The organism is Thiosulfatimonas sediminis (assembly GCF_011398355.1).
Classification (GTDB): Bacteria; Pseudomonadota; Gammaproteobacteria; order Thiomicrospirales; family Thiomicrospiraceae; genus Thiomicrorhabdus; species Thiomicrorhabdus sediminis_A.
This window is the reverse complement of sequence record NZ_AP021889.1, coordinates 2,061,437-2,079,868: the sequence shown is the minus strand read 5'-3', so window position 1 is coordinate 2,079,868 and position 18,432 is coordinate 2,061,437. Positions and strand designations below refer to the sequence as shown.

At 45.9% G+C, this 18,432-nt stretch carries 18 protein-coding genes; 16 read left to right on the top strand and 2 right to left on the bottom strand.

Translation table 11 applies throughout. The features are described 5' to 3' along the window. The first annotated feature begins 55 nt into the window (after positions 1 to 55). From HRR27_RS09765 to HRR27_RS09700, 14 genes are all read left to right on the top strand, one after another. Positions 56 to 2,119, top strand: a complete 2,064-nt coding sequence (locus HRR27_RS09765) for a methyl-accepting chemotaxis protein (RefSeq protein WP_173273286.1) — start codon at positions 56 to 58, stop codon at positions 2,117 to 2,119. A gap of 114 nt (positions 2,120 to 2,233) precedes the next feature. Further along, a complete protein-coding gene (gene lgt / locus HRR27_RS09760; protein WP_173273283.1) occupies positions 2,234 to 3,028 on the top strand; it encodes a prolipoprotein diacylglyceryl transferase in 795 nt (264 codons plus the stop codon). A 228-nt stretch (positions 3,029 to 3,256) separates the two neighbouring features. Continuing rightward, the gene (locus tag HRR27_RS09755; protein WP_173273280.1) at positions 3,257 to 3,463 is read left to right on the top strand and encodes a hypothetical protein; all 207 of its coding nucleotides are present in this window, start codon (positions 3,257 to 3,259) and stop codon (positions 3,461 to 3,463) included. 110 nt (positions 3,464 to 3,573) lie between these two features. Beyond that, positions 3,574 to 4,407 (top strand): EcoRI family type II restriction endonuclease, encoded by an 834-nt coding sequence (locus HRR27_RS09750; protein ID WP_173273277.1) that lies wholly within the window; start codon positions 3,574 to 3,576, stop codon positions 4,405 to 4,407. Between the two features lie 38 nt (positions 4,408 to 4,445). Then, positions 4,446 to 5,432, top strand: a complete 987-nt coding sequence (locus HRR27_RS09745; RefSeq protein ID WP_173273274.1) for an adenine-specific methyltransferase EcoRI family protein — start codon at positions 4,446 to 4,448, stop codon at positions 5,430 to 5,432. 77 nt (positions 5,433 to 5,509) lie between these two features. Next, a complete protein-coding gene (thyA, locus tag HRR27_RS09740; RefSeq protein WP_173273271.1) occupies positions 5,510 to 6,343 on the top strand; it encodes a thymidylate synthase in 834 nt (277 codons plus the stop codon). A 12-nt stretch (positions 6,344 to 6,355) separates the two neighbouring features. After that, positions 6,356 to 6,865 carry a type 3 dihydrofolate reductase gene (gene folA / locus HRR27_RS09735; protein ID WP_197905404.1) on the top strand — a complete coding sequence of 170 codons (510 nt, stop codon included), beginning with the start codon at positions 6,356 to 6,358 and terminating at the stop codon, positions 6,863 to 6,865. 241 nt (positions 6,866 to 7,106) lie between these two features. Then, the gene (locus HRR27_RS09730; protein ID WP_173273268.1) at positions 7,107 to 7,316 is read left to right on the top strand and encodes a TOBE domain-containing protein; all 210 of its coding nucleotides are present in this window, start codon (positions 7,107 to 7,109) and stop codon (positions 7,314 to 7,316) included. 84 nt (positions 7,317 to 7,400) lie between these two features. Continuing rightward, the gene (locus HRR27_RS09725) at positions 7,401 to 8,738 is read left to right on the top strand and encodes an alginate export family protein (RefSeq protein ID WP_173273266.1); all 1,338 of its coding nucleotides are present in this window, start codon (positions 7,401 to 7,403) and stop codon (positions 8,736 to 8,738) included. A 6-nt stretch (positions 8,739 to 8,744) separates the two neighbouring features. Next, a complete protein-coding gene (gene modA, locus HRR27_RS09720) occupies positions 8,745 to 9,479 on the top strand; it encodes a molybdate ABC transporter substrate-binding protein (RefSeq protein WP_243830902.1) in 735 nt (244 codons plus the stop codon). Between the two features lie 24 nt (positions 9,480 to 9,503). Continuing rightward, positions 9,504 to 10,166 (top strand): molybdate ABC transporter permease subunit, encoded by a 663-nt coding sequence (locus HRR27_RS09715; RefSeq protein WP_197905403.1) that lies wholly within the window; start codon positions 9,504 to 9,506, stop codon positions 10,164 to 10,166. A 12-nt stretch (positions 10,167 to 10,178) separates the two neighbouring features. After that, entirely contained in the window at positions 10,179 to 11,027 is an 849-nt protein-coding gene (gene modD / locus HRR27_RS09710) for a ModD protein (RefSeq protein ID WP_173273260.1), read from the top strand. 4 nt (positions 11,028 to 11,031) lie between these two features. Beyond that, positions 11,032 to 11,685 carry an ATP-binding cassette domain-containing protein gene (locus tag HRR27_RS09705; protein WP_173273257.1) on the top strand — a complete coding sequence of 218 codons (654 nt, stop codon included), beginning with the start codon at positions 11,032 to 11,034 and terminating at the stop codon, positions 11,683 to 11,685. Between the two features lie 479 nt (positions 11,686 to 12,164). Then, entirely contained in the window at positions 12,165 to 14,666 is a 2,502-nt protein-coding gene (locus HRR27_RS09700) for a methyl-accepting chemotaxis protein (protein WP_173273255.1), read from the top strand. A gap of 59 nt (positions 14,667 to 14,725) precedes the next feature. Here HRR27_RS09700 and HRR27_RS09695 read toward each other — a convergent pair whose 3' ends face one another. Both HRR27_RS09695 and HRR27_RS09690 read right to left on the bottom strand, forming a co-directional pair. Continuing rightward, on the bottom strand, positions 14,726 to 15,565 hold the full coding sequence (locus tag HRR27_RS09695; protein WP_207710557.1) for an iron chelate uptake ABC transporter family permease subunit: 840 nt from the start codon (positions 15,563 to 15,565) through the stop codon (positions 14,726 to 14,728). A gap of 12 nt (positions 15,566 to 15,577) precedes the next feature. Further along, positions 15,578 to 16,501: an ATP-binding cassette domain-containing protein gene (locus tag HRR27_RS09690; protein WP_173273252.1), complete on the bottom strand. Its 924-nt coding sequence runs from the start codon at positions 16,499 to 16,501 to the stop codon at positions 15,578 to 15,580. Between the two features lie 140 nt (positions 16,502 to 16,641). Here HRR27_RS09690 and HRR27_RS09685 point away from each other — a divergent pair, with 140 nt between their 5' ends. Together HRR27_RS09685 and HRR27_RS09680 are read left to right on the top strand one after the other, a co-directional pair. After that, positions 16,642 to 17,658, top strand: coding sequence for a zinc ABC transporter substrate-binding protein (locus HRR27_RS09685; RefSeq protein WP_173273249.1), 1,017 nt, complete (start codon positions 16,642 to 16,644; stop codon positions 17,656 to 17,658). Beyond that, positions 17,651 to 18,370 (top strand): GTP-binding protein, encoded by a 720-nt coding sequence (locus HRR27_RS09680; RefSeq protein WP_173273248.1) that lies wholly within the window; start codon positions 17,651 to 17,653, stop codon positions 18,368 to 18,370. Before HRR27_RS09685 ends, HRR27_RS09680 begins: the two co-directional genes overlap by 8 nt. Positions 18,371 to 18,432: the final 62 nt, after the last annotated feature.

Sequence of the window (18,432 nt, the reverse complement as noted above, 5' to 3'; positions counted from 1 at the left end):
CTTGGTTCGTTATTTGCTGTAATGCAATTCTCGTTCTCACTCGCTTGTAAAAATTATGATGAAACAGATATTGAACAATCTTAGCCTGCGCAAAAAGATGAAATTCGGTTTTGGGGTCATCTGGTTGGCGTTGGCGATTATCACCATTCAGGCTGTCGTCAATCTTTTGATTGTGCGTAATAATGTCGTCGAATTGGTTAATGAAACTCAGCCACTGGAAAACGCCGCGCAAGATTTGGCGTTGCATTTAGAGCAAAGCATCACCTTACTGAATGGGTATGTGTTAAGTGGTAATCTGACCGATTTACAAATCTATTTGCAGCAGCAAGAGCAGAGCAAATCTAAAATCAACGTTTTGCAAGCGTTACTCATTAAGAGCGAGCGCAGCAGCGAATATCTCCCTTATCTTTCCGATATTGAAGCGCAGCTACAAAAGTTGCCGCCATTGATTCTGCAAGTACAAAAAATGCAGAGTTCCCCCAGTCAAAAATATCCTGCTTATGCGTATGCAGAAAATCAAATTTTGCCGCTAAGTCGTGTGATTCAGCAATCGATTTTATTGATGCGTAATTCTGAAATGGCGATATTAAGTGCCGAGCGTGCGCCAACCTTGAATCTTGTCTTAGAAATGGAGGCGGCTTGGTTGAATGTCATTAGCAATTTCCGAGGTTATTTGGCGTTTCGCAGTGATGAAATGGCGACGCAAGTGGAACGCTATTTATTGCAGTTCTCCGGTTTATTGGGGCAACTCAAAGCGCAGTCTGAATCGTCACTTGCAAACGCTATGGATGCTAAGGCGGCGAGCCTAACCCTTGAAGAGGAGTTGGCCATCGAGCAAATTGAACAGGCGTTTGCCGATTATCAACAAAATTATCTGTCCGCCAAAATGCTCCATCAGGGGGAATATTGGCGTCATGACTTACAGTTGATGGAAAAACAGATTGCGCCTATTTATCAGCATTTGCAAAGCAGTTTTAGCGGGCTTAAAACCTTAGCGCAAACCCATACGCGGGAATCTGGTGAAGAATTAGCCAATGGCAGTTTTTGGAATCTGGTGTTGCTGCTGCTGTTATCGGTGACCGGTCAATTGGTTGGTATGTTCATCTCACGCAAAGTGACCGATGCGGTGGTTGAGCCGGTGGCGCAAATTTCTGAAGCGATGGAAGCGATTGCCAAAGGTTCTGGTGATTTAACCCAGCGTTTGCCGATTCAGAGTCGCGATGAAATTGGCGATTTGGCGTTGCATTTCAATCAATTTATTGGCCGCATTCAAACCCTGTTGTCGCAAATTAGCCAGACGTTATATGAGTTGGAATCGTCGTCTGAACATCTGCAACAGATTACTCTGTCGATGAATAACGGCGTGCAACAGCAGATGAAAGCCACCAGTGGTTTAAGTCGTTCGATCTTGGAAATGACCAATCAGGCACAAAGCGTTGAAGATTATTCGAGTAATACAACGCGTGCCACTGCACAAGCGGCAGAGCGGGTTCTTGAAGGTGGTCAGACAGTACAGCAGACAGCACAAGAAATGTTGCGGTTGTCGGACAATATGCAAGCGATGATTGATTCGGTCATGGCGCTGCGCGAAGACGGTAAATCGATTGGCATGGTGGTTAATGTGATTCGTGAGATTGCCGAACAGACCAATTTATTGGCATTGAATGCAGCAATCGAAGCGGCGCGTGCCGGTGAACATGGCCGAGGATTTGCGGTGGTTGCTGATGAGGTCCGATCACTGGCAAAACGAACACAAGATTCGACCAGTGAAATTGAACAGATTATTACTAAAATTATTCTTGCAACCGAAGCCACGGTGCAGGTTGTCGATAAAGGGCAGCAAGCGGCGCAAAGCTCAATGCGCAGTGTCAATCAATCGCGTGATACCTTGCAGCCGGTAACGGTTTTGATGCAGGATATCAGCCAGATGTCTGGACATATGTTAAAGGCTGCGCACGCTCAAACACAGTTGGCGCAAGAAATTAACAGCAATATATCCGATATTCATCAAGTCACCGAGGATTCGTTAAACGGAGCAAGCCGCACCAAACGGGCTGGAGAAAATCTTATGCAGTTGGCTTTGCGTCTAGAGAAGTTGGTCGGTCAGTTTAAAATTTAATCCTCTATCAGCCCGTTTTTTGGGCTCTTGAGCGCAATGCCTGTCTCGGGTTTTGCGCTTTTTTGGTATTATGCCGATAACATTTTTTATGCTTTAGTTGGATGTAAACAGCTTATGTGGTCTTATCCTGAAATTGATCCGGTCGCGCTGGCTTTGGGGCCTTTGCAAATTCATTGGTACGGCTTGATGTACTTGATCGCCTTTGTCGGCGGGTGGGCGCTGGGTGTATACCGCGCCAAAAGTCGCGCACCTTGGAACAGCGAGATGGTTGGTGACCTGTTGTTTTATGTTGCCTTAGGGGTGATTGCTGGCGGTCGTATCGGCTATATCCTATTTTATGATTTGGCGCACTATATTGAAGCGCCACTGGATGTTTTCAAAGTCTGGCAGGGCGGAATGTCCTTCCACGGCGGTCTGCTTGGAGTGACAATCGCATTGATTCTGTTTGCACGTAAAACCCATCAAAGCCTGTTACAGGTCGGCGATTTTGTCGCGCCTTTAGTGCCGATCGGTCTGCTGACGGGAAGAATCGGCAATTTCATCAATGGCGAACTTTGGGGCAAGGTCACCGACTCACCGCTGGGCATGGCAGTGTATGACCCTTATCTGCAAGCGACGGTGACCAAATATCCGACGCAACTGCTCGAAGCTTTACTGGAAGGCTTGGTGCTACTGATTCTGCTTTTATGGTTCGCGCGCAAACCGCGTCCGGCAGGCAGTGTTGCCGGCTTGTTCTTAGTCGGTTACGGCACCTTCCGTTTTATAGTCGAATTCTGGCGCGTGCCTGATCAACAACTCGGCTACCTGCTGTTTGATTGGGTGACCATGGGGCAGATACTCTCGACGCCGATGATTCTTATCGGTGCTGGCTTAATTGGGTATGCCTATCGCAAACAGGCTAAAGGTTAAGAAAAAATGCAACAGTATTTAGCTGCTTTGCTCGTTCCTATGCGCCCGAATGGGAACGCACCTTCTAAATTTGAAGGATTAAATGTAAAGTTGGTCAAAAGGACTAATGACACCTTGACCACCCTGATTTAACACATGGGTATAAATCATCGTTAATTTTACTCCGACACCTTTATTACCTTTATTATAGTAACTTACTGGGAATTGTTGTTTTGTAAGAAAAAAGGAATGAAATGGGTTCCTTATAGAAATGAAAACCCAGAAGACGATGTAAGTGATAAATGCATTCCAGCTCATTCAAGCATCATATTAAGTTTTAGAGAACAATACCATTTTGACTGGGGGCACAAAGCTCTTGGCGGAAAGCGTTTGTATTTACTTTTGCATATTGCTGGCAATAGAAAAGCATCAAAATTCTTGGTTTATAAAGGCTGAGATGCCTAACAATTCACTCAACCCGACCGCGCTAACGCGCGGCCGGTTAGCGTAAACGTTATAAGCTCAAGAGCTCAAATTTCAGTCGATAAATAACGGAATTTTATAAAATGGCAAAAAAGAATCAGTCGAATAGACTAACCAGCCAACATAAGCAATCTCAAGGTGTTGTTGGTATATTTGGAGAACAGGCCAAATCACACGATCTAACTGTTGGAAAAATATCCAAGTTGGTTATGGAAGAGCTTGATAAGGAATACCCAAGCCTATCTTTTCGGTATAGAAATAGCTTAAAGAAAGAAGAAATAAATGAATCACTAAGAAAAGTTGATCCTGAATTGGGGCAGACTTTATTTGTTGTTAATTCAAGCATTAAACCTGACGGCGGAATTATTGAAGTAAAAGATGATAATGACGAGTGGAGGGTAATTCTGGTAACAGAAGCCAAGCACCAAGGTAAGGATATAGAAAATATCCAGAATGGCCAGTTGGTAGGAGCTAAAAACAACCAAGATCTAATGGCAGCGGGCAATGCTATAGAGCGATCTCATAAAAATATTTCAGAAATAGCAAACTTCATGCTATCTGAAAATCATTTTCCTTATATATTATTCTTGGAAGGATCAAATTTTCTTATAGAAACAATTTCAATATCTAGGCCTGACGGTAGAGTTGTAACCCTTGAGTATAATTCTGGCATGCTGAATAGGTTAGATAGGTTGACATCTGCAAATTATGGAATGCCTATAAACAAGAATTTATGCGTTAACAAGTTTGTTAAACACAAAAATAAAACCATTATGCTTCAAGCGGCCTCTATCTATACTCAAGGGACTGGAGAGAAGTGGGCCACTGAAGATATGTTTAAGATAATGTTAGAGGTTTCAAAAACATCACTAAAAGTATTAGGTAGCGATCTATTTACTCAGATCACGTCTGAATAATAGTGATACACAAGATAGAATTTTAAGGCAAACATTTAATGGCAAGAAAAGCAACCAATAAGCTTCTTCAAAAAGCAAAGAAATCAAAGAGTGATGAGTTCTATACGCAGCTTTGTGATATTGAAAGTGAGTTGAAGCACTATAAGCCTCATTTTAAAGATAAGGTTGTTTTTTGTAATTGTGATGACCCCAGAATAAGCAATTTTTTCAAATACTTCGCCTCTAATTTTGACGAGTTAGGGCTTAAAAAAGTCATAGCCTCTTGCTATAGAGAACAGTCCGAAGACCTATTTAATCAAATATCGTCAGAAAGAGGTTTTTTCTATGAGTACGAAAATACGCCTAAGCAGAAGTCCAGCATAGAATCTATAAAGGTTATTCCGTTCAAAGGCGACGGTGACTTTCGTAGCGCTGAGAGTTTAGAGCTTCTAAAGCAAGCGGATATTGTGGTTACAAATCCTCCATTCTCACTGTTTAGAGAGTATGTTGAGCAACTTGTTAGTCATGATAAGAAGTTCTTAATAATCGGAAATGTTAATGCGATAACTTATAAAGAAATTTTCAAATTAATCAAAGAAAATATGGCATGGCTAGGTATTAATTTAGGCAGAGGGGTGTCTGGATTTATAGTTCCTGAACATTACGAACTTTATGGAACTGAAGCAAGAATTGATGAGTCGGGAAACAGGATTGTGTCGCCAAATAATTGCTTGTGGCTTACGAACTTAGATTCATTCAAGCGGCATGAAGATATTCAGTTGGTTAAAAAGTATTATGGCAACGAAAATGAATATCCTAAGTATGATAATTACGATGGCATTAATGTAAACAAAACAAAAGACATACCTTTAGATTATGAAGGTGTTATGGGTGTACCAATAACATTTCTTCATAAATTCAACCCTGATCAGTTTGAAATAATAAAGTTTAGAAAGGGGGATGACGATAAGGATTTATCTATTAATGGAAAGCACCCCTATTTTAGAATTTTAGTGAAAAATAAAAAAATAAAGGTGTCAGAGTAAGGGAAACACACAGTTCCTCTTTGTCGCTGTAGTGAATCGGTTAAAATGGCGGCAACTTTACGTTTGGGGATTTTTTTATGCGTCAGTATCTTGACCTTCTGCAACATATCTTAGATAACGGTTTTGATAAGGGCGACCGCACCGGCACAGGTACTAAATCGGTTTTCGGCTATCAAATGCGCTTTAACCTGCAAGACGGTTTTCCGTTGGTCACTACCAAAAAACTGCATACCAAATCCATCTTGCACGAGCTGTTGTGGTTCTTAAAAGGCGATACTGATATTGGGTATCTGAAACAACACGGCGTGCGCATTTGGGATGAGTGGGCGACTGAGGACGGGCGAATCGGCCCGTTGTACGGCAAGCAGTGGACCGCTTGGCAGAAGCCGGACGGCGACACCATCAACCAGATTGAAGAAGTGATTCAAACCCTGAAAACCAATCCGAACAGCCGTCGGATGATTGTTTCCGCGTGGAACCCGGCAGATTTGCCGGACGAGTCGATTGCACCACAAGCGAATGTCCAACAAGGGCGCATGGCGTTGGCGGCGTGTCACGCCTTCTTCCAGTTTTATGTTGCTGGGGGCAAACTGTCTTGTCAGCTGTATCAACGCAGTGCCGATACTTTCCTCGGCGTGCCGTTCAATATCGCCAGCTATGCGTTTTTAGTGCATATGATTGCGCAACAATGTGATCTCGATGTCGGTGAATTTGTTTGGACCGGTGGTGATGTGCATCTCTATAACAACACCATCGAGCAGGCAAAGTTGCAATTGACTCGTGAACCGATGCCATTGCCAAAACTGGTGATTAAGCGCAAGCCGGACTCGATTTTCGACTACCAGTTCGATGATTTCGAAATCGTTGGCTATGAATCTCATCCGCATATTAAAGCGACAGTATCGGTCTAGGAGCTAATCACGATGAACGAAAACGAAATCAAATTGTCGATGATTGCGGCGATGACTAGGAACCGCGTCATCGGAAAAGACAACGATATGCCGTGGCATCTGCCGGATGATCTGCAATTCTTTAAAAAGAATACGCTGGGCAAGCCGGTGATTATGGGGCGCAAAACCTTTGAATCGCTAGGGTGCCGTCCTCTGCCGAAGCGTCCGAATCTGGTGATTAGTCGCCAAACGGATTTAGGTTATTCCGTGCCGGTATTTGCTTCGGTTGAAGCGGCGCTTAAAGACATTAAGCAAGATAATCCGCAAGAAGTGGTGATTATGGGCGGCGGTCAGCTCTATCGCCAAATGGTCGATCAGGTGGATCGTCTGTATTTGACTTTGATTGATGCCGAAATCGACGGCGATACGTATTTTCCGGACTGGACGCAAGCAGGCGAGTGGTTCGAAGTGTCGCGCGAACATCATCCTGCCGATGAACGCCACGCCTATGCGTTTGATTTCGTGGTGTTAGATCGTCTTTGATTCGCAGTGAAAATGACTTGGTTTTTCTATACCGAGTCAGCATTTTTCTTCTCTAATCTTGAATGATTCCATTTTAGTTTGACATTCATATAAGAATTGAATTAAATTATGGACGAATTTCGTTGTGTATAAAAGGGAATAACGTTTTTGTGAACAGCAAATTGCCTTATTCCTTTTTTTATCATTTTCGATATTTACTAAAGTAAATGATGTTTTTTAAGGTATTTCAAGGAGAATATTGATGAAATTTAGTGCGCGTAATCAAGTGAAAGGCACAATCAAAGCAATTGAAACAGGGGCTGTAAACAGTGAAGTTGTGATTGAAATCGCACAAGGTGTTGAAGTGGTTTCAATTATTACCAACAGTTCGGTTGAGTCGCTTGGTTTAGAGGTCGGTAAACAGGCATATGCGGTTATCAAGGCATCAAATGTGATGGTTGCGGTCGACTAAGGCTCTCTAACGAATTTAGCGGAGTTTTAGACTCCGCTATTTTTTTGATTTTCGTTATATACTAAAGTAGTTATCAGGGTGAAAGTGAATCTATTAGCAAATACAAAAGGGGTTTGGTTTAGCGGTTTAGTCGCCGGGCAACTATTGCTAGTCCCAAGCCTAAGTTATGCAAACAGCGAGCTGTTTTTTGAAATTCGCGAACGTGCCGAACAGCAAGAGAACCTAAATGATAAGTTCTACGGCGCGAATCCAAAAGTGGGTGAATCCAGCGACAGTTACCTCTTAAGCCGAATTCGGATCGGGCTGAATCACCAGTTTGACGACCATTGGAGCGGGCGTGTCAGCTTGCAGGACAGTCGTGTTTTCGGCTGGGGATTTGCCGATGCCGATTGGAGCAGTGCCGAGTTTGGCGGCTTGGTCAATGATCCGCAACAAGACCCGCTCGAGCTTGGCGATACTTGGTTGCATTATCAGGATGAATTTTGGGAGACAAAGATCGGTCGCCAGTCGATCGCCTATGGTGATCAACGTGTTTTCGGGCCGGGGGCTTGGAAGAATTCCGGTAAATGGATTTGGGATGCTGCGAAATTACGCATCAAACAGGACCAGAACTGGTTGGAGGCTTTTTACGGCAAAACCAAAATTCATGATCCGGACGAATTCAGTTTGACACATCGCCATGGCTTCACCGGAAGCGGACTGTACGGGCATTACAAATTGACGCCTGCATGGTTAATCGAGCCGATGGTTTTTACTAAGTTCAATGATGACAGCTTGAGCTATCAAGAGAAAGACCAACTAAATTACGGTGCGCGCGTGGTCTATAAAGACTACGGTTTTAAAGTTGATGCCACCGCCCTTAAGCAAGTTGGCGAGTTGACCGATAACAGAGGGCAGAATCTCGATATGGATGCCTACGCCTACAGTCTGGATGCTACTTATCGTTTCTCACCGCAGTGGATGTTGGGCTTTACTCACGCCTTTGCCAGCGGGGACGACAAATCGACCGCTGCCAATGAGCGTTTCGACGGTGCTTACGGTGCAGCCGCCAAGTATTACGGGCAGATGAATGTTATGGCGTGGTCAAACTTAGCGGATTATGCGTTGATTGCCAATTATCGCCCGCATCGCGATTGGCAAATCGAAGCGGAATATCATCAGTTTTATGCCGATCAAATCGACGATGCTTGGAAGGCTTATAAATCGGGGTTGAATGCACAAAGCCAGCATTACGGTAACGAAATCGATCTGATTGCCTCTTATCGCTACAGTAAGCAGCTGGATCTTAAACTCGGTTTGGGTGTGTTTATGCCGGGCGATGCGATAAAACAAGCGGTCGATAACGCTCAGGCGAATCTCACCGACGACACCGCTTACTCGGCATTTTTCCAAGTTCAATACAAGTTTAAGCAAGGACTATAAAGCGTGATGAAGTCAATGAAACAACTATTCATTATTGCGCTGAGTGTGTTTGCGCTCAGTGCATCCTCCTTGGTTTACGCAGCGGACTTACTGATTGTTTCCGGCGGCGGTTACAAAAAACCGATGCAACAAGTGATTCAGGCCTATCAAACCGTAAGCGGTAAACAGGTGGATGCGAGCTACGGCAATATGCGCCAAATCACTGCGCAGGCGCAAGCGTCGAGCAAGATCGCACTGGCAATCGGTGACGAAAAATTCTTCGGTCAAAGTGGCAAATTATTCGCAGCTACGCAACCGATTGGTACAGGTAAATTGGTGATTGCTTGGGCGCAAGGCCGTCCGCAAATTAAAAACGCACAAGATCTGACCAATCCGGCGATTACCCGCATCGGCCATCCGCACGCCAAAAAAGCGATTTACGGTCGTGCAGCGGTGGAATGGCTACAGTCGAATCACCTAACGGACGCCATCTCCGAAACCGTCATGCAATTATCGACCGTGCCGCAGGTGTCTTCCTATTTGGTCGCGCGTGAAATCGACGCCGGATTTATCAATCTCACCGACGCCATCGGTTTGGGCGATCGTATTGGCGGTTACACCCTGTTAGAAAGCGGTTACGAGCGGATCAAAATCGTCGCGGCAACAGTGGCCGGACATGAGCAAGATGCCGAACTTCAAGCGTTTTTGCAGTTCTTGCAAAGTGAACAGGCGAAAGAAATTTTCACTCGCTATGGCCTGTAACCGCTTGCTGACAGGAGACGGTCTTTGCAGTGCGGTTTAGAGCCGATTTGGATTAGTTTGCAAGTCATGTTTTGGAGCAGTCTGTTATTGATTGTTCTCGGGCTACCGCTTGCTTGGCTACTGAGTCGACGTAGTTGGTTCGGGCAGGGTGCATTGGAAATTCTGGTGACCTTGCCGCTGGTGTTTCCTCCAATTGCGATCGGTTTTTTTCTGCTGTTGCTGCTCGGTCGCGACGGCTGGCTCAATCACTGGCTACCAGATGGTTTTCAGGTGGAGTTGGTTTTTTCATTTGCGGCACTATTGCTCGCCAGCGTCATAGCCGGACTGCCGTTGATGATTAAACCGATTCAAGCCGCGTGGCAAAACGAAACCCATTCTCTGGTCGAAGCGGCCTATGGATTAGGCAAGCCGCCATTGGTCACTTTTTGGCGGGTGACTTTGCCCAGTATTGCGCCGGCGGTGGCGGCCGGTTTGACACTTGGTGTCGGGCGCGGTATGGGCGAAGTGGGCATGAGCTTAATGCTTGGCGGTAACTTGGTTGGGCAGACCGATACCTTATCGCTGGCGATTTATAACTCGGTAATGGATGGTGATTTTGCTTGTGCGATGCAATTCACTTGGATACTTGCCGGCATCGCTTTAACGCTGTTTTTCGTATTGCGTCGCTTGGGGCGTAGAAATTATTAGAAAGGAAGTTAAATGATATTTTTCCAAACCCATGAAATCGAAGCGTGGATTAACGAAGATGCGGCCTTAGTGGACTTAACCGGGCATTTGCTTGGGGTGGAGTCGCAAACGGCAGAATTGACTATGCGAACCCGTCACGCGACCCGTTTGACAATGATGGAAGAGGCCGCGCGTATTTTTGAAATCTTGGGTGCACAAGTGCTGCACTGTGCGCAATCCGGTCAAGACGTTGCCGAAGGTGCGGTGATTTTACAGGCGGTTGGACGTGCGGATGCATTGCACCGCGGCTGGAAAGTGGCGATGAACTTGCTCGAATACCTATGCGGTGTGGCGACGCATACCGCACAAATGGTTGAGCAGGTTAAAGCGGTGGCGGACATTCCATTGTTAGTCACGCGCAAACATCTTCCGGGGATGAAAAAGCCGATGACCAAAGCGATCTTGAATGGGGGCGCGCACCCGCATCGTTTGGGGTTGTCGGAAACCATTCTGGTGTTTGAAAACCATTTGAATTTGATTGGCGGGCGCGACGCTTTACACGACAAGATTCCGGCCATGCAGTCGGCGGCTTGTGAAAAGAAAATTTCGGTCGAATGTGACACCCTAGAGCAAGCGCAACAAGCCGCGCAGGCAGGTAGCGATTTGATTCAATTCGATAAGGTGCCGTTGGACGTTTTGCAGCAATGGGTACAAACCTTAAAACAAGATTATCCGGCGTTAAAAATCGTGATTGCCGGCGGGATTAATCCGCAAAATGTGCAGGCCTATGCGCAATCTGGTGTCGACGGCATTGTGCTCAGTTCGGTGTATCACGCTAAGCCGGCGGATTTGGGTGTACGCATCGAACTGTTGCAGGCGTGATGTAATGCAAAACTTCCCAGCGGAAAATTTGTTGTTTAACCTGCAAGGCGATCTGTTTAGCGGAATCGGTATGCAGCCGGTTAGTTGGCAGGGCGAAATTCCAGCGCAGAAAATGATTTTGCTGACGGGCGAATCCGGTAGTGGCAAAACCACTTTGATGCGTGCCTTGTGTGGTTTGAGCGAACAGGTGCAAGGGCGAGTGCAGTGGGGCAAAACCCTGTGGCAGGATTTAAAAAAGCAGTACTGTCCGGTGTATCAACGACCAATCGGCATTATGTGGCAACAGTATGCGCTTTTTCCGCGCCAAACGGTGGAAGAGCAGCTGCTTTTTGCTTACAACTGTTCTCAACGGCTGCAAACTTTATTAACTGTGTTCGGTTTGGACGGCTTGCAGAAGCGTTATCCGCAACAGCTTTCCGGTGGGCAACAACAACGGGTCGCTTTAGCGCGAACCTTAATGCGTTCGCCGCCGATTCTGTTTCTCGACGAACCGCTGAGTGCGTTGGATATCCACACTCGGCAACGGCTATTAACGTGGCTACATCAAGAGTGGCAAATGCGCAAATTCACGCTTGTTGTCGCCAGTCATGACCCGCACGACTGGCAAGCATTCGACTTTGAAAGCTGGCATTTGCAAGACGGCAACCTTCTGCGTTAGAAGTATCTTAAAACACAATATCGATTTTTAGACGTGTTTGAATCGGACGCCAACTTTTTTGTCCGCGATGATTTGCGTCTGCCTTTATTTCCCGTTGTTTTTTCTCAAGAAAATTTACTGACTACTTCGGTTCGTAAATTAACCTTAAATAATTTCCTTTGAGTTTCACTCTGTATGCTATTGATATTTGCATATATTGGCTTTCAAACTGAGGCTAGCACACAATTTGTGCGGATTGACTGTAGCGAGGTATTGTTATGAGTTAATTTTAGGTTTCTCTTCAAGTGCCTAGCGAAAGCGATGAATGACGGGAGCCTATGCCAATCTCGACTGTAGCGGTCTTGAGTCGTTGTTCTGTGCTTTAAGCCATGTGGATTAAGTTCTGTGTCTTCTTAAGTGTTTAACCTGGCTTGTGGAAGAGTAATACAAAATGAGTTGATTATGGATTTGATCAGCTTAGTTATTTAGAGGGAAGTATCATGTCGATTAAGTTAAAGATGGCAGCGGCTATTGTCGCTGCTTTAGTCTTGTTGCTTATCAGTAATCTCGCCACTCAGTATTTGATTGCGCAAACTAATGAAGTGATTAGTCAAGTGGTGTATCAAAACGAGCATAAAGTGGGCTTGATTCATAAGCTAAAAAGCACGGCTGATGAGCGTGAAGTGTTGTTATTAGATATGGTGCTGCTCGAAGAACAGCAGGACGACTACACGGAAAAAATGGCGCTTTTGCGCTCTGGCTTGGAGAGTACCGCAAAGACGATTTTTACGATTTTTGAAGCGGTAAACCAAATCAAATTATCGACTGAGGAACAGGCCATTTATGAGCGGTTGCGTGCTAATGTGGCGAGCGCCAATCTGGCTTTTGCGAATTTTAATGTTGCCATTACCGAAGGCTTTCGCGATGAGGCGATTGCGATTTTGCATAACGAGTTTCGCCCAAAATATAAAGATTTTGCCTCTATTGTGAATCAATTTTTGCAATATGAGACCGAGCAGAGTGCAGTGGCGGTCAATCAGCTTAAACAAAGCCAGCAACGCAGTAGTCAATTTATGTGGATAGGTTTATTGGTGAGCGTGGTGCTGTTTTCTCTGGTCGGAGGTTTGGTCGCGCGCAGTTTAATTAGACCGATTCACGCGATGCAAAAAGTGTTGTTGCTGGTGGCGCGAGAGGGTGATTTAAGCCAGCGAGTGGAAGTCAGCGGTAAAGATGAGTTGTCGGTAATGGCTGAGGCGATTAATACGCTCCTTAATTCGATTCAGCTCTCGACCAATAGCGTAACCTATGTATTGCAAGATTTAGCCGGTGGTAAATTCGACACGCAAATCAATGTTACTTTAAAAGGGGATTTTGCGGTGATGAGCAAACAGGTTAACTTAGGTGTTCGGCAGATGCAGTCCGTGGTGACCCTGTTACAAGAGAGCGCGCATAATTTCCGCCAAGGGGTGTTACGTACGCCAAAACACGCAAATTTAAGTTTGTCGGGTGCGTTTTTAACGGTGGTCGAGGATTTAGAGGCATCGGCGCAAAATATGCAGCAGACGGTGTTGTCTATTTCAGAGACCATTACACGTCTGGCGCACGGTGATTTTTCAACCCGTAACAAGGCGTTAATTCTGGGTGATTTTGTCCCTCTTCAGCTGAGTTTGAATGCGGCATTGGGGGATTTAGAAGATTTTGTGAATGAGGTCTCGCTGGTGCAGGCCCGTATCAGTGATGGCGATTTAACCAAGTTAGTTACGGGCAAGTATCCTGGAAAAATGGGGATTTTAAAAGATTCATTGAATAGTTCGGTGCGTAATACCGCGAGTATGGTCGCGAAAGTGGATGCGGTCACTCAATCGGTAGTCAATGAAATTAGTGAACTGGTTAGAGGTAATGCAGATATTGCCGAGCGTGTCAGTGATCAGTCGCAAGCGTTGGAGACGACATCCAGTTCGATGGAGCAGATGACCCATGCTGTACGCCAGAATGAACAGAGTTCGCATCAAGCGAAGCAGATTACCGTAGAGGCGCGTAATCATTTGCAAGAGGGGTTAAAGTCGATGGCATTGGCGTTAACCTCAACTCAAGAGATGGCGCAAGCCAATCATAAGATTAACGAAATCATTAGTATGATTGATAGTATCGCGTTTCAGACCAATCTGTTGGCGCTGAATGCCGCAGTCGAAGCAGCGCGTGCCGGTGAGCATGGACGTGGTTTTGCCGTGGTGGCTGGTGAAGTCCGCAATCTGGCAGGTAAGTCTGCACAGGCGGCGGGTGAAATTAAATTGTTGATTGAAAACTCGGTAGCGATTTCTGAAAAGAGTGGCCAATATGTGTCACAAACCAGTGAGGCGTTGCAGGTAATTAATGCTTCGATTGGTCAAATGGCGGAGATGATTACCGATATTTCGCGCTCCGGTTCCGAGCAGACGCAAGGGATTGAACAGGTTAATCAGACGATTAGCAATATGGATGCTCTAACCCAAAGTAACGCAAGTATTGTGAAGCAGATTGCTCAGCAATCTAAACACGTATTGGGCAACGCGAATGCCTTACAACATCAAGTTGAGCGTTTTAAGATTGACGCTCAGATTAAAAATCGGATGTTACAAATTGCAAATTCTGTCGAGGGTAACCAATTTGAAAAAATGATTGAGGCGCATCTGGCGTGGAAAGCAAAGATTCGCTCGTTTGTGGATGGCAAAGATATTGGCGTGAGTTATCAAACCGCCACCAACCATCAAGCTTGTGTGTTGGGTAAATGGTACTACGGTGAAGGCCAAGCCTTTATGCATTTGCCTTCAATGAAGCAGCTGGGTGAGGAGCATTTGCAGATGCATCAAGGCATTAAGCAAGTGATGGACGCCAAGTCAGTCGACGATATGCGCAGTGTAGAACAAGGCTTAATGAAGGTTGATGAGCAGAGTGAGAAGGTCGTGGAATTGCTGTATCAAATGATTGACCAGCTAACCAAGGACAAGCGTGTAAGGCGTTAAGAGTGCGTTCACTATTTTGGATGTAAGCTGAGCAAACAGTTGTTTGCTCGGCTTTTTTGTTAGCGCGGTTTTTTGCTGAGCAGCGCTAAAAATAACAGGGTGGCTGCCATTACAATGGCTGGGCCCGTTGGTAAATCCCATTGATAAGAGGCGCCTATTCCAAGCAGAACCGCAATCATACCGAGAATCAAACTCCAGCCCAGCATCTGTTCCGGTGTTTGCGCTAAACGGCGCGCAGCGGCAGCTGGAATAATCAGCAGTGAGGTGATTAGCAATACCCCAACGATTTTCATCGACAGGGCAATCATTAAGGCCAGTAACAGAACAAATTGCAGTTGAATTTTTTTGACTTGAGTGCCTTCTACGTGCGCCAGTTCTGCATTAAGGGTGATATTGAGTAAATCACGCCAGTGGCGTTGATAAAAAAGGGCAATCAGTAAACCAATCGCTACAATTAACAATATATCAAAGGCATTGATGCTCAAAATATCTCCAAATAGATAGCTCATTAAATCAATCTGAACGGAGTCTTGCAGGCTGATGAGAATCAGCCCTAGTGCGAGAGAGCTGTGCGCTAAAATGCCGAGTAGTGTGTCGCTGGAAAGTTGCTTGGTGTGGCTTAAGCTGTATATTCCCCAAGCAATCAGTAATGACACCACGATAATCGTCAGGCTCAGATTGGTTTGCAAGAGTAGCGCGATACTGACGCCGAGCAGCGCGGAATGCGCCAAGGTTGCGCCAAAATAGGATTGTCTCTGCCAAACCACAAAGACCCCAAGCGGCGCAGAAATCAGTGCCAGTCCGATACCGCCCAATAGTGCCATGCCTAAAAAACCGAGTGCGTTAAGCCCTATCTCGTTCAGTAAAAAGTGGTTGATTAAATCAATTGTGTTATCCATTATGCGTTGAGCCTAAGATTTATTTAAGGGGGCGTCTGTGTCTGTGTCGCAATTGCAGTCGGCATCGTGGGCGTGTGTACCAAATGTTTTTGGCTTTGAGGCACGGTGGGTAAAGCGCTGTTCTGCCGGCAAATGAATGTGGCTCTCACCATGGCTGTGTTCGCATTGCTGCGGGTTATGGTGATGTTCGTATACCGCAATCCCAGGTTCTTGGGCGCCAAACAGGGTGATGAAATCCGGCGATTGGCTGACCTCTAAAGGCGGTCCAGAACAGCACAAATGCTTATTTAAGCAGAGTACTTGATCGGTGTGTTTCATCACGATATGCAAATCGTGGCTGACCATTAGAATACCAAAGCCATGGCGGAGTCGAATTTGGTTGAGATACTGATACAGTTCTGACTGTCCTTGAATATCCACGCCTTGCACTGGTTCATCCAATACCAGTAAGTGCGGTTGCGTATAGAGCGCGCGCGCTAAGAGTACGCGTTGCATCTCGCCGCCGGAAATTTTCTGAATCGGCTTATCTAACAGGAGATTCATATTTAAATCTTGTAGAATCTGCTCGCGTGACAAAATGGTTTTGTTTGCAATCCCTGTTTTTTGAGATGGTTTGCGAGCTAAATCCAGAAAGCGGCGGACTGTCATCGGTAAGGTCGGGTCGATTTGAATTTTTTGCGGCATAAAGCCGATGCGTAATTCGGGACGACGCCAAACTGAGCCTTCGCTGGGCGTAAGTAAGCCAAGCAGGATTTTTAACAGCGTTGATTTGCCGGCACCGTTCGGACCAATTAAGGTAATGACTTCACCTTGATGCAGTTCCAGCGAAATATCTTCTAGTACGGTTTGCCCAGCAAAATGATGACGTAGGTGATGTGCCGCGAGCAGCAGGTTTGTGGCAGATTGGGTAATAGAGTCGGCGGAGGCTGACGGCATGGCTTGACACCTTTGCTAAACTAAAAAGACAGAAACAGTTTATGGCTGCTTCGGTGTCTTGCGAAATAAATAAGTTCGATATTTTACGTTTTTTTGCGCGATGAATTGATTAATCCCCCCGTTAAATGAGAGAAAAATTTGTGAAACCTCTTCTTAAAATTGCGCGTGTTTGGTTGCAGCGTGCCGTGTTTAGTCCAATCTATTTTTTTGTTTTCGCAAGCAGTTTGTTTGGATTTTTACTGGCTGCGCCGGTGCAGGCATTACAGATTACGGTGACGGTTCCGCCTTTAGCGGGAATGATTGCGCCACTGTTAGATCAAGAAGATCACATTGAGGTACTGTTAAAGCCCGGTGTCAGTCCTCATGGTTTTCAGTTAAAGCCGTCACAGTTGGCTGTGTTACAAAAAACCGATCTGCTGCTCAGCGTCGGCACACCGGTCGATGCTTGGGTGACTAAATTTGCCGCGCGCATCCAAGCCAAGCAGCTGCGTCTAGCAGACTTAACCGCCGTCGAAAAACTGCCAATGCGAATTGGTGGGATTTGGGAGAAGTCACTCGGTGATAAACATGCAGGGCATGATCATGAGCATGATGACCACTCGAATCCATTGAGTTTTGATGGTCACCTTTGGATGTCAATGTCCAATGCGCGCCAGTTAATTATGCAAACCGCGCAGGTGTTAAGGGTTTTGAAACCGCATAAAGCACAGCAGATTGCGTTAGCTCAAGAGCAGTGGTTGGCGCAATTGCAAGCGCAAGATGAGCAAAACAGAGCGCGTCTTCAAGCCGTACAGGATAAAGCGTTTTTAGTGTTGCATGATGCGTTTCAGTATTTCGAGCATCAATATGGCTTAAATGGTGTGGGTTCAGTCCGTTTAAATCCCGATGTACCGCCGAGTTTAAAGCGTATTGCTGAGCTGCGCGAGCGCATGATTGCCGGTAAGGTGGCGTGTATTTTTCAAGAGCCGCAATTTCCAAGTAAGCCATTACAACGCCTCGCTGCGGGCACTTCTGCCAAGCTCGGTATACTTGATCCAATGGGGACGCTTTACATAAAGCAGTCGGCTGAACCGCAAGAGGCATACATGTTGTATGACCAATTTAGTGAGCAGTTAACCGCTGCTTTTGTGGCGTGTTTAGGTGCCGCGCATGAGTAATGTCGTGACGCATTTGCCATTGCGCTTATTTGGTTTGCCCGGCTGTGGGGTGAGTCGTTTGCAGCGGGCTTGGCAATCGAGCCTGCCAAATGCGTTACAAGACGTGCCATTTTCTGCCATTCATGCCACGTCGGCTGCTGAGCCGGGTTTTAATTTATTGGTGTTGGATGCGCGCTCCATGCCGCAGTTACCGCGTGATCAGTGGTTGTTAGCGGTATTGAATACTTTGTTGTCACAGGCGGATGCGGTGCTGCTGAATTTTCTTGAGGCAGCGTCACTTGAACAACAGCTTTATTGGAAAAACCACCTGCGCGGTTCTGCACAGCCACTGTTGATGAGTGTGCAACAGGCTATTCCTGAGCGACTTCCTGCACTCTTAACACAAGCGCAGGGGCGAGCTTTTCCGCAAATAACGTTGAGTGCGCCATTGCAGGAATGGGAGTTTGAGTTGCCAAAAGTCAATTTAGAGCAGCTAATGATGGTGTTGGACAATGCAAAGAGCGCTTTAGGGGCAAAGTTATTGCGTGCCAAAGGGGTTTTACACACTCAGGAATACAGTAATTTGGTGATGCTAGAAGGCTCGCCTTATCGTTGGGACTGTTTTGCTGCTCAGTCGGATGAAGTCGATATTTGGCAAAACCGTTTGTGGGTTCAGGGGATTGAGTTGGATAAGGGTTGGTTTGAGGCGATGTTACCCGCGTGTCTCTCTTAATCGTCGATAAAGTTTATAACCCTTTGAATTTTAATGAAAAATAACCCCTTAATTAACAGGGT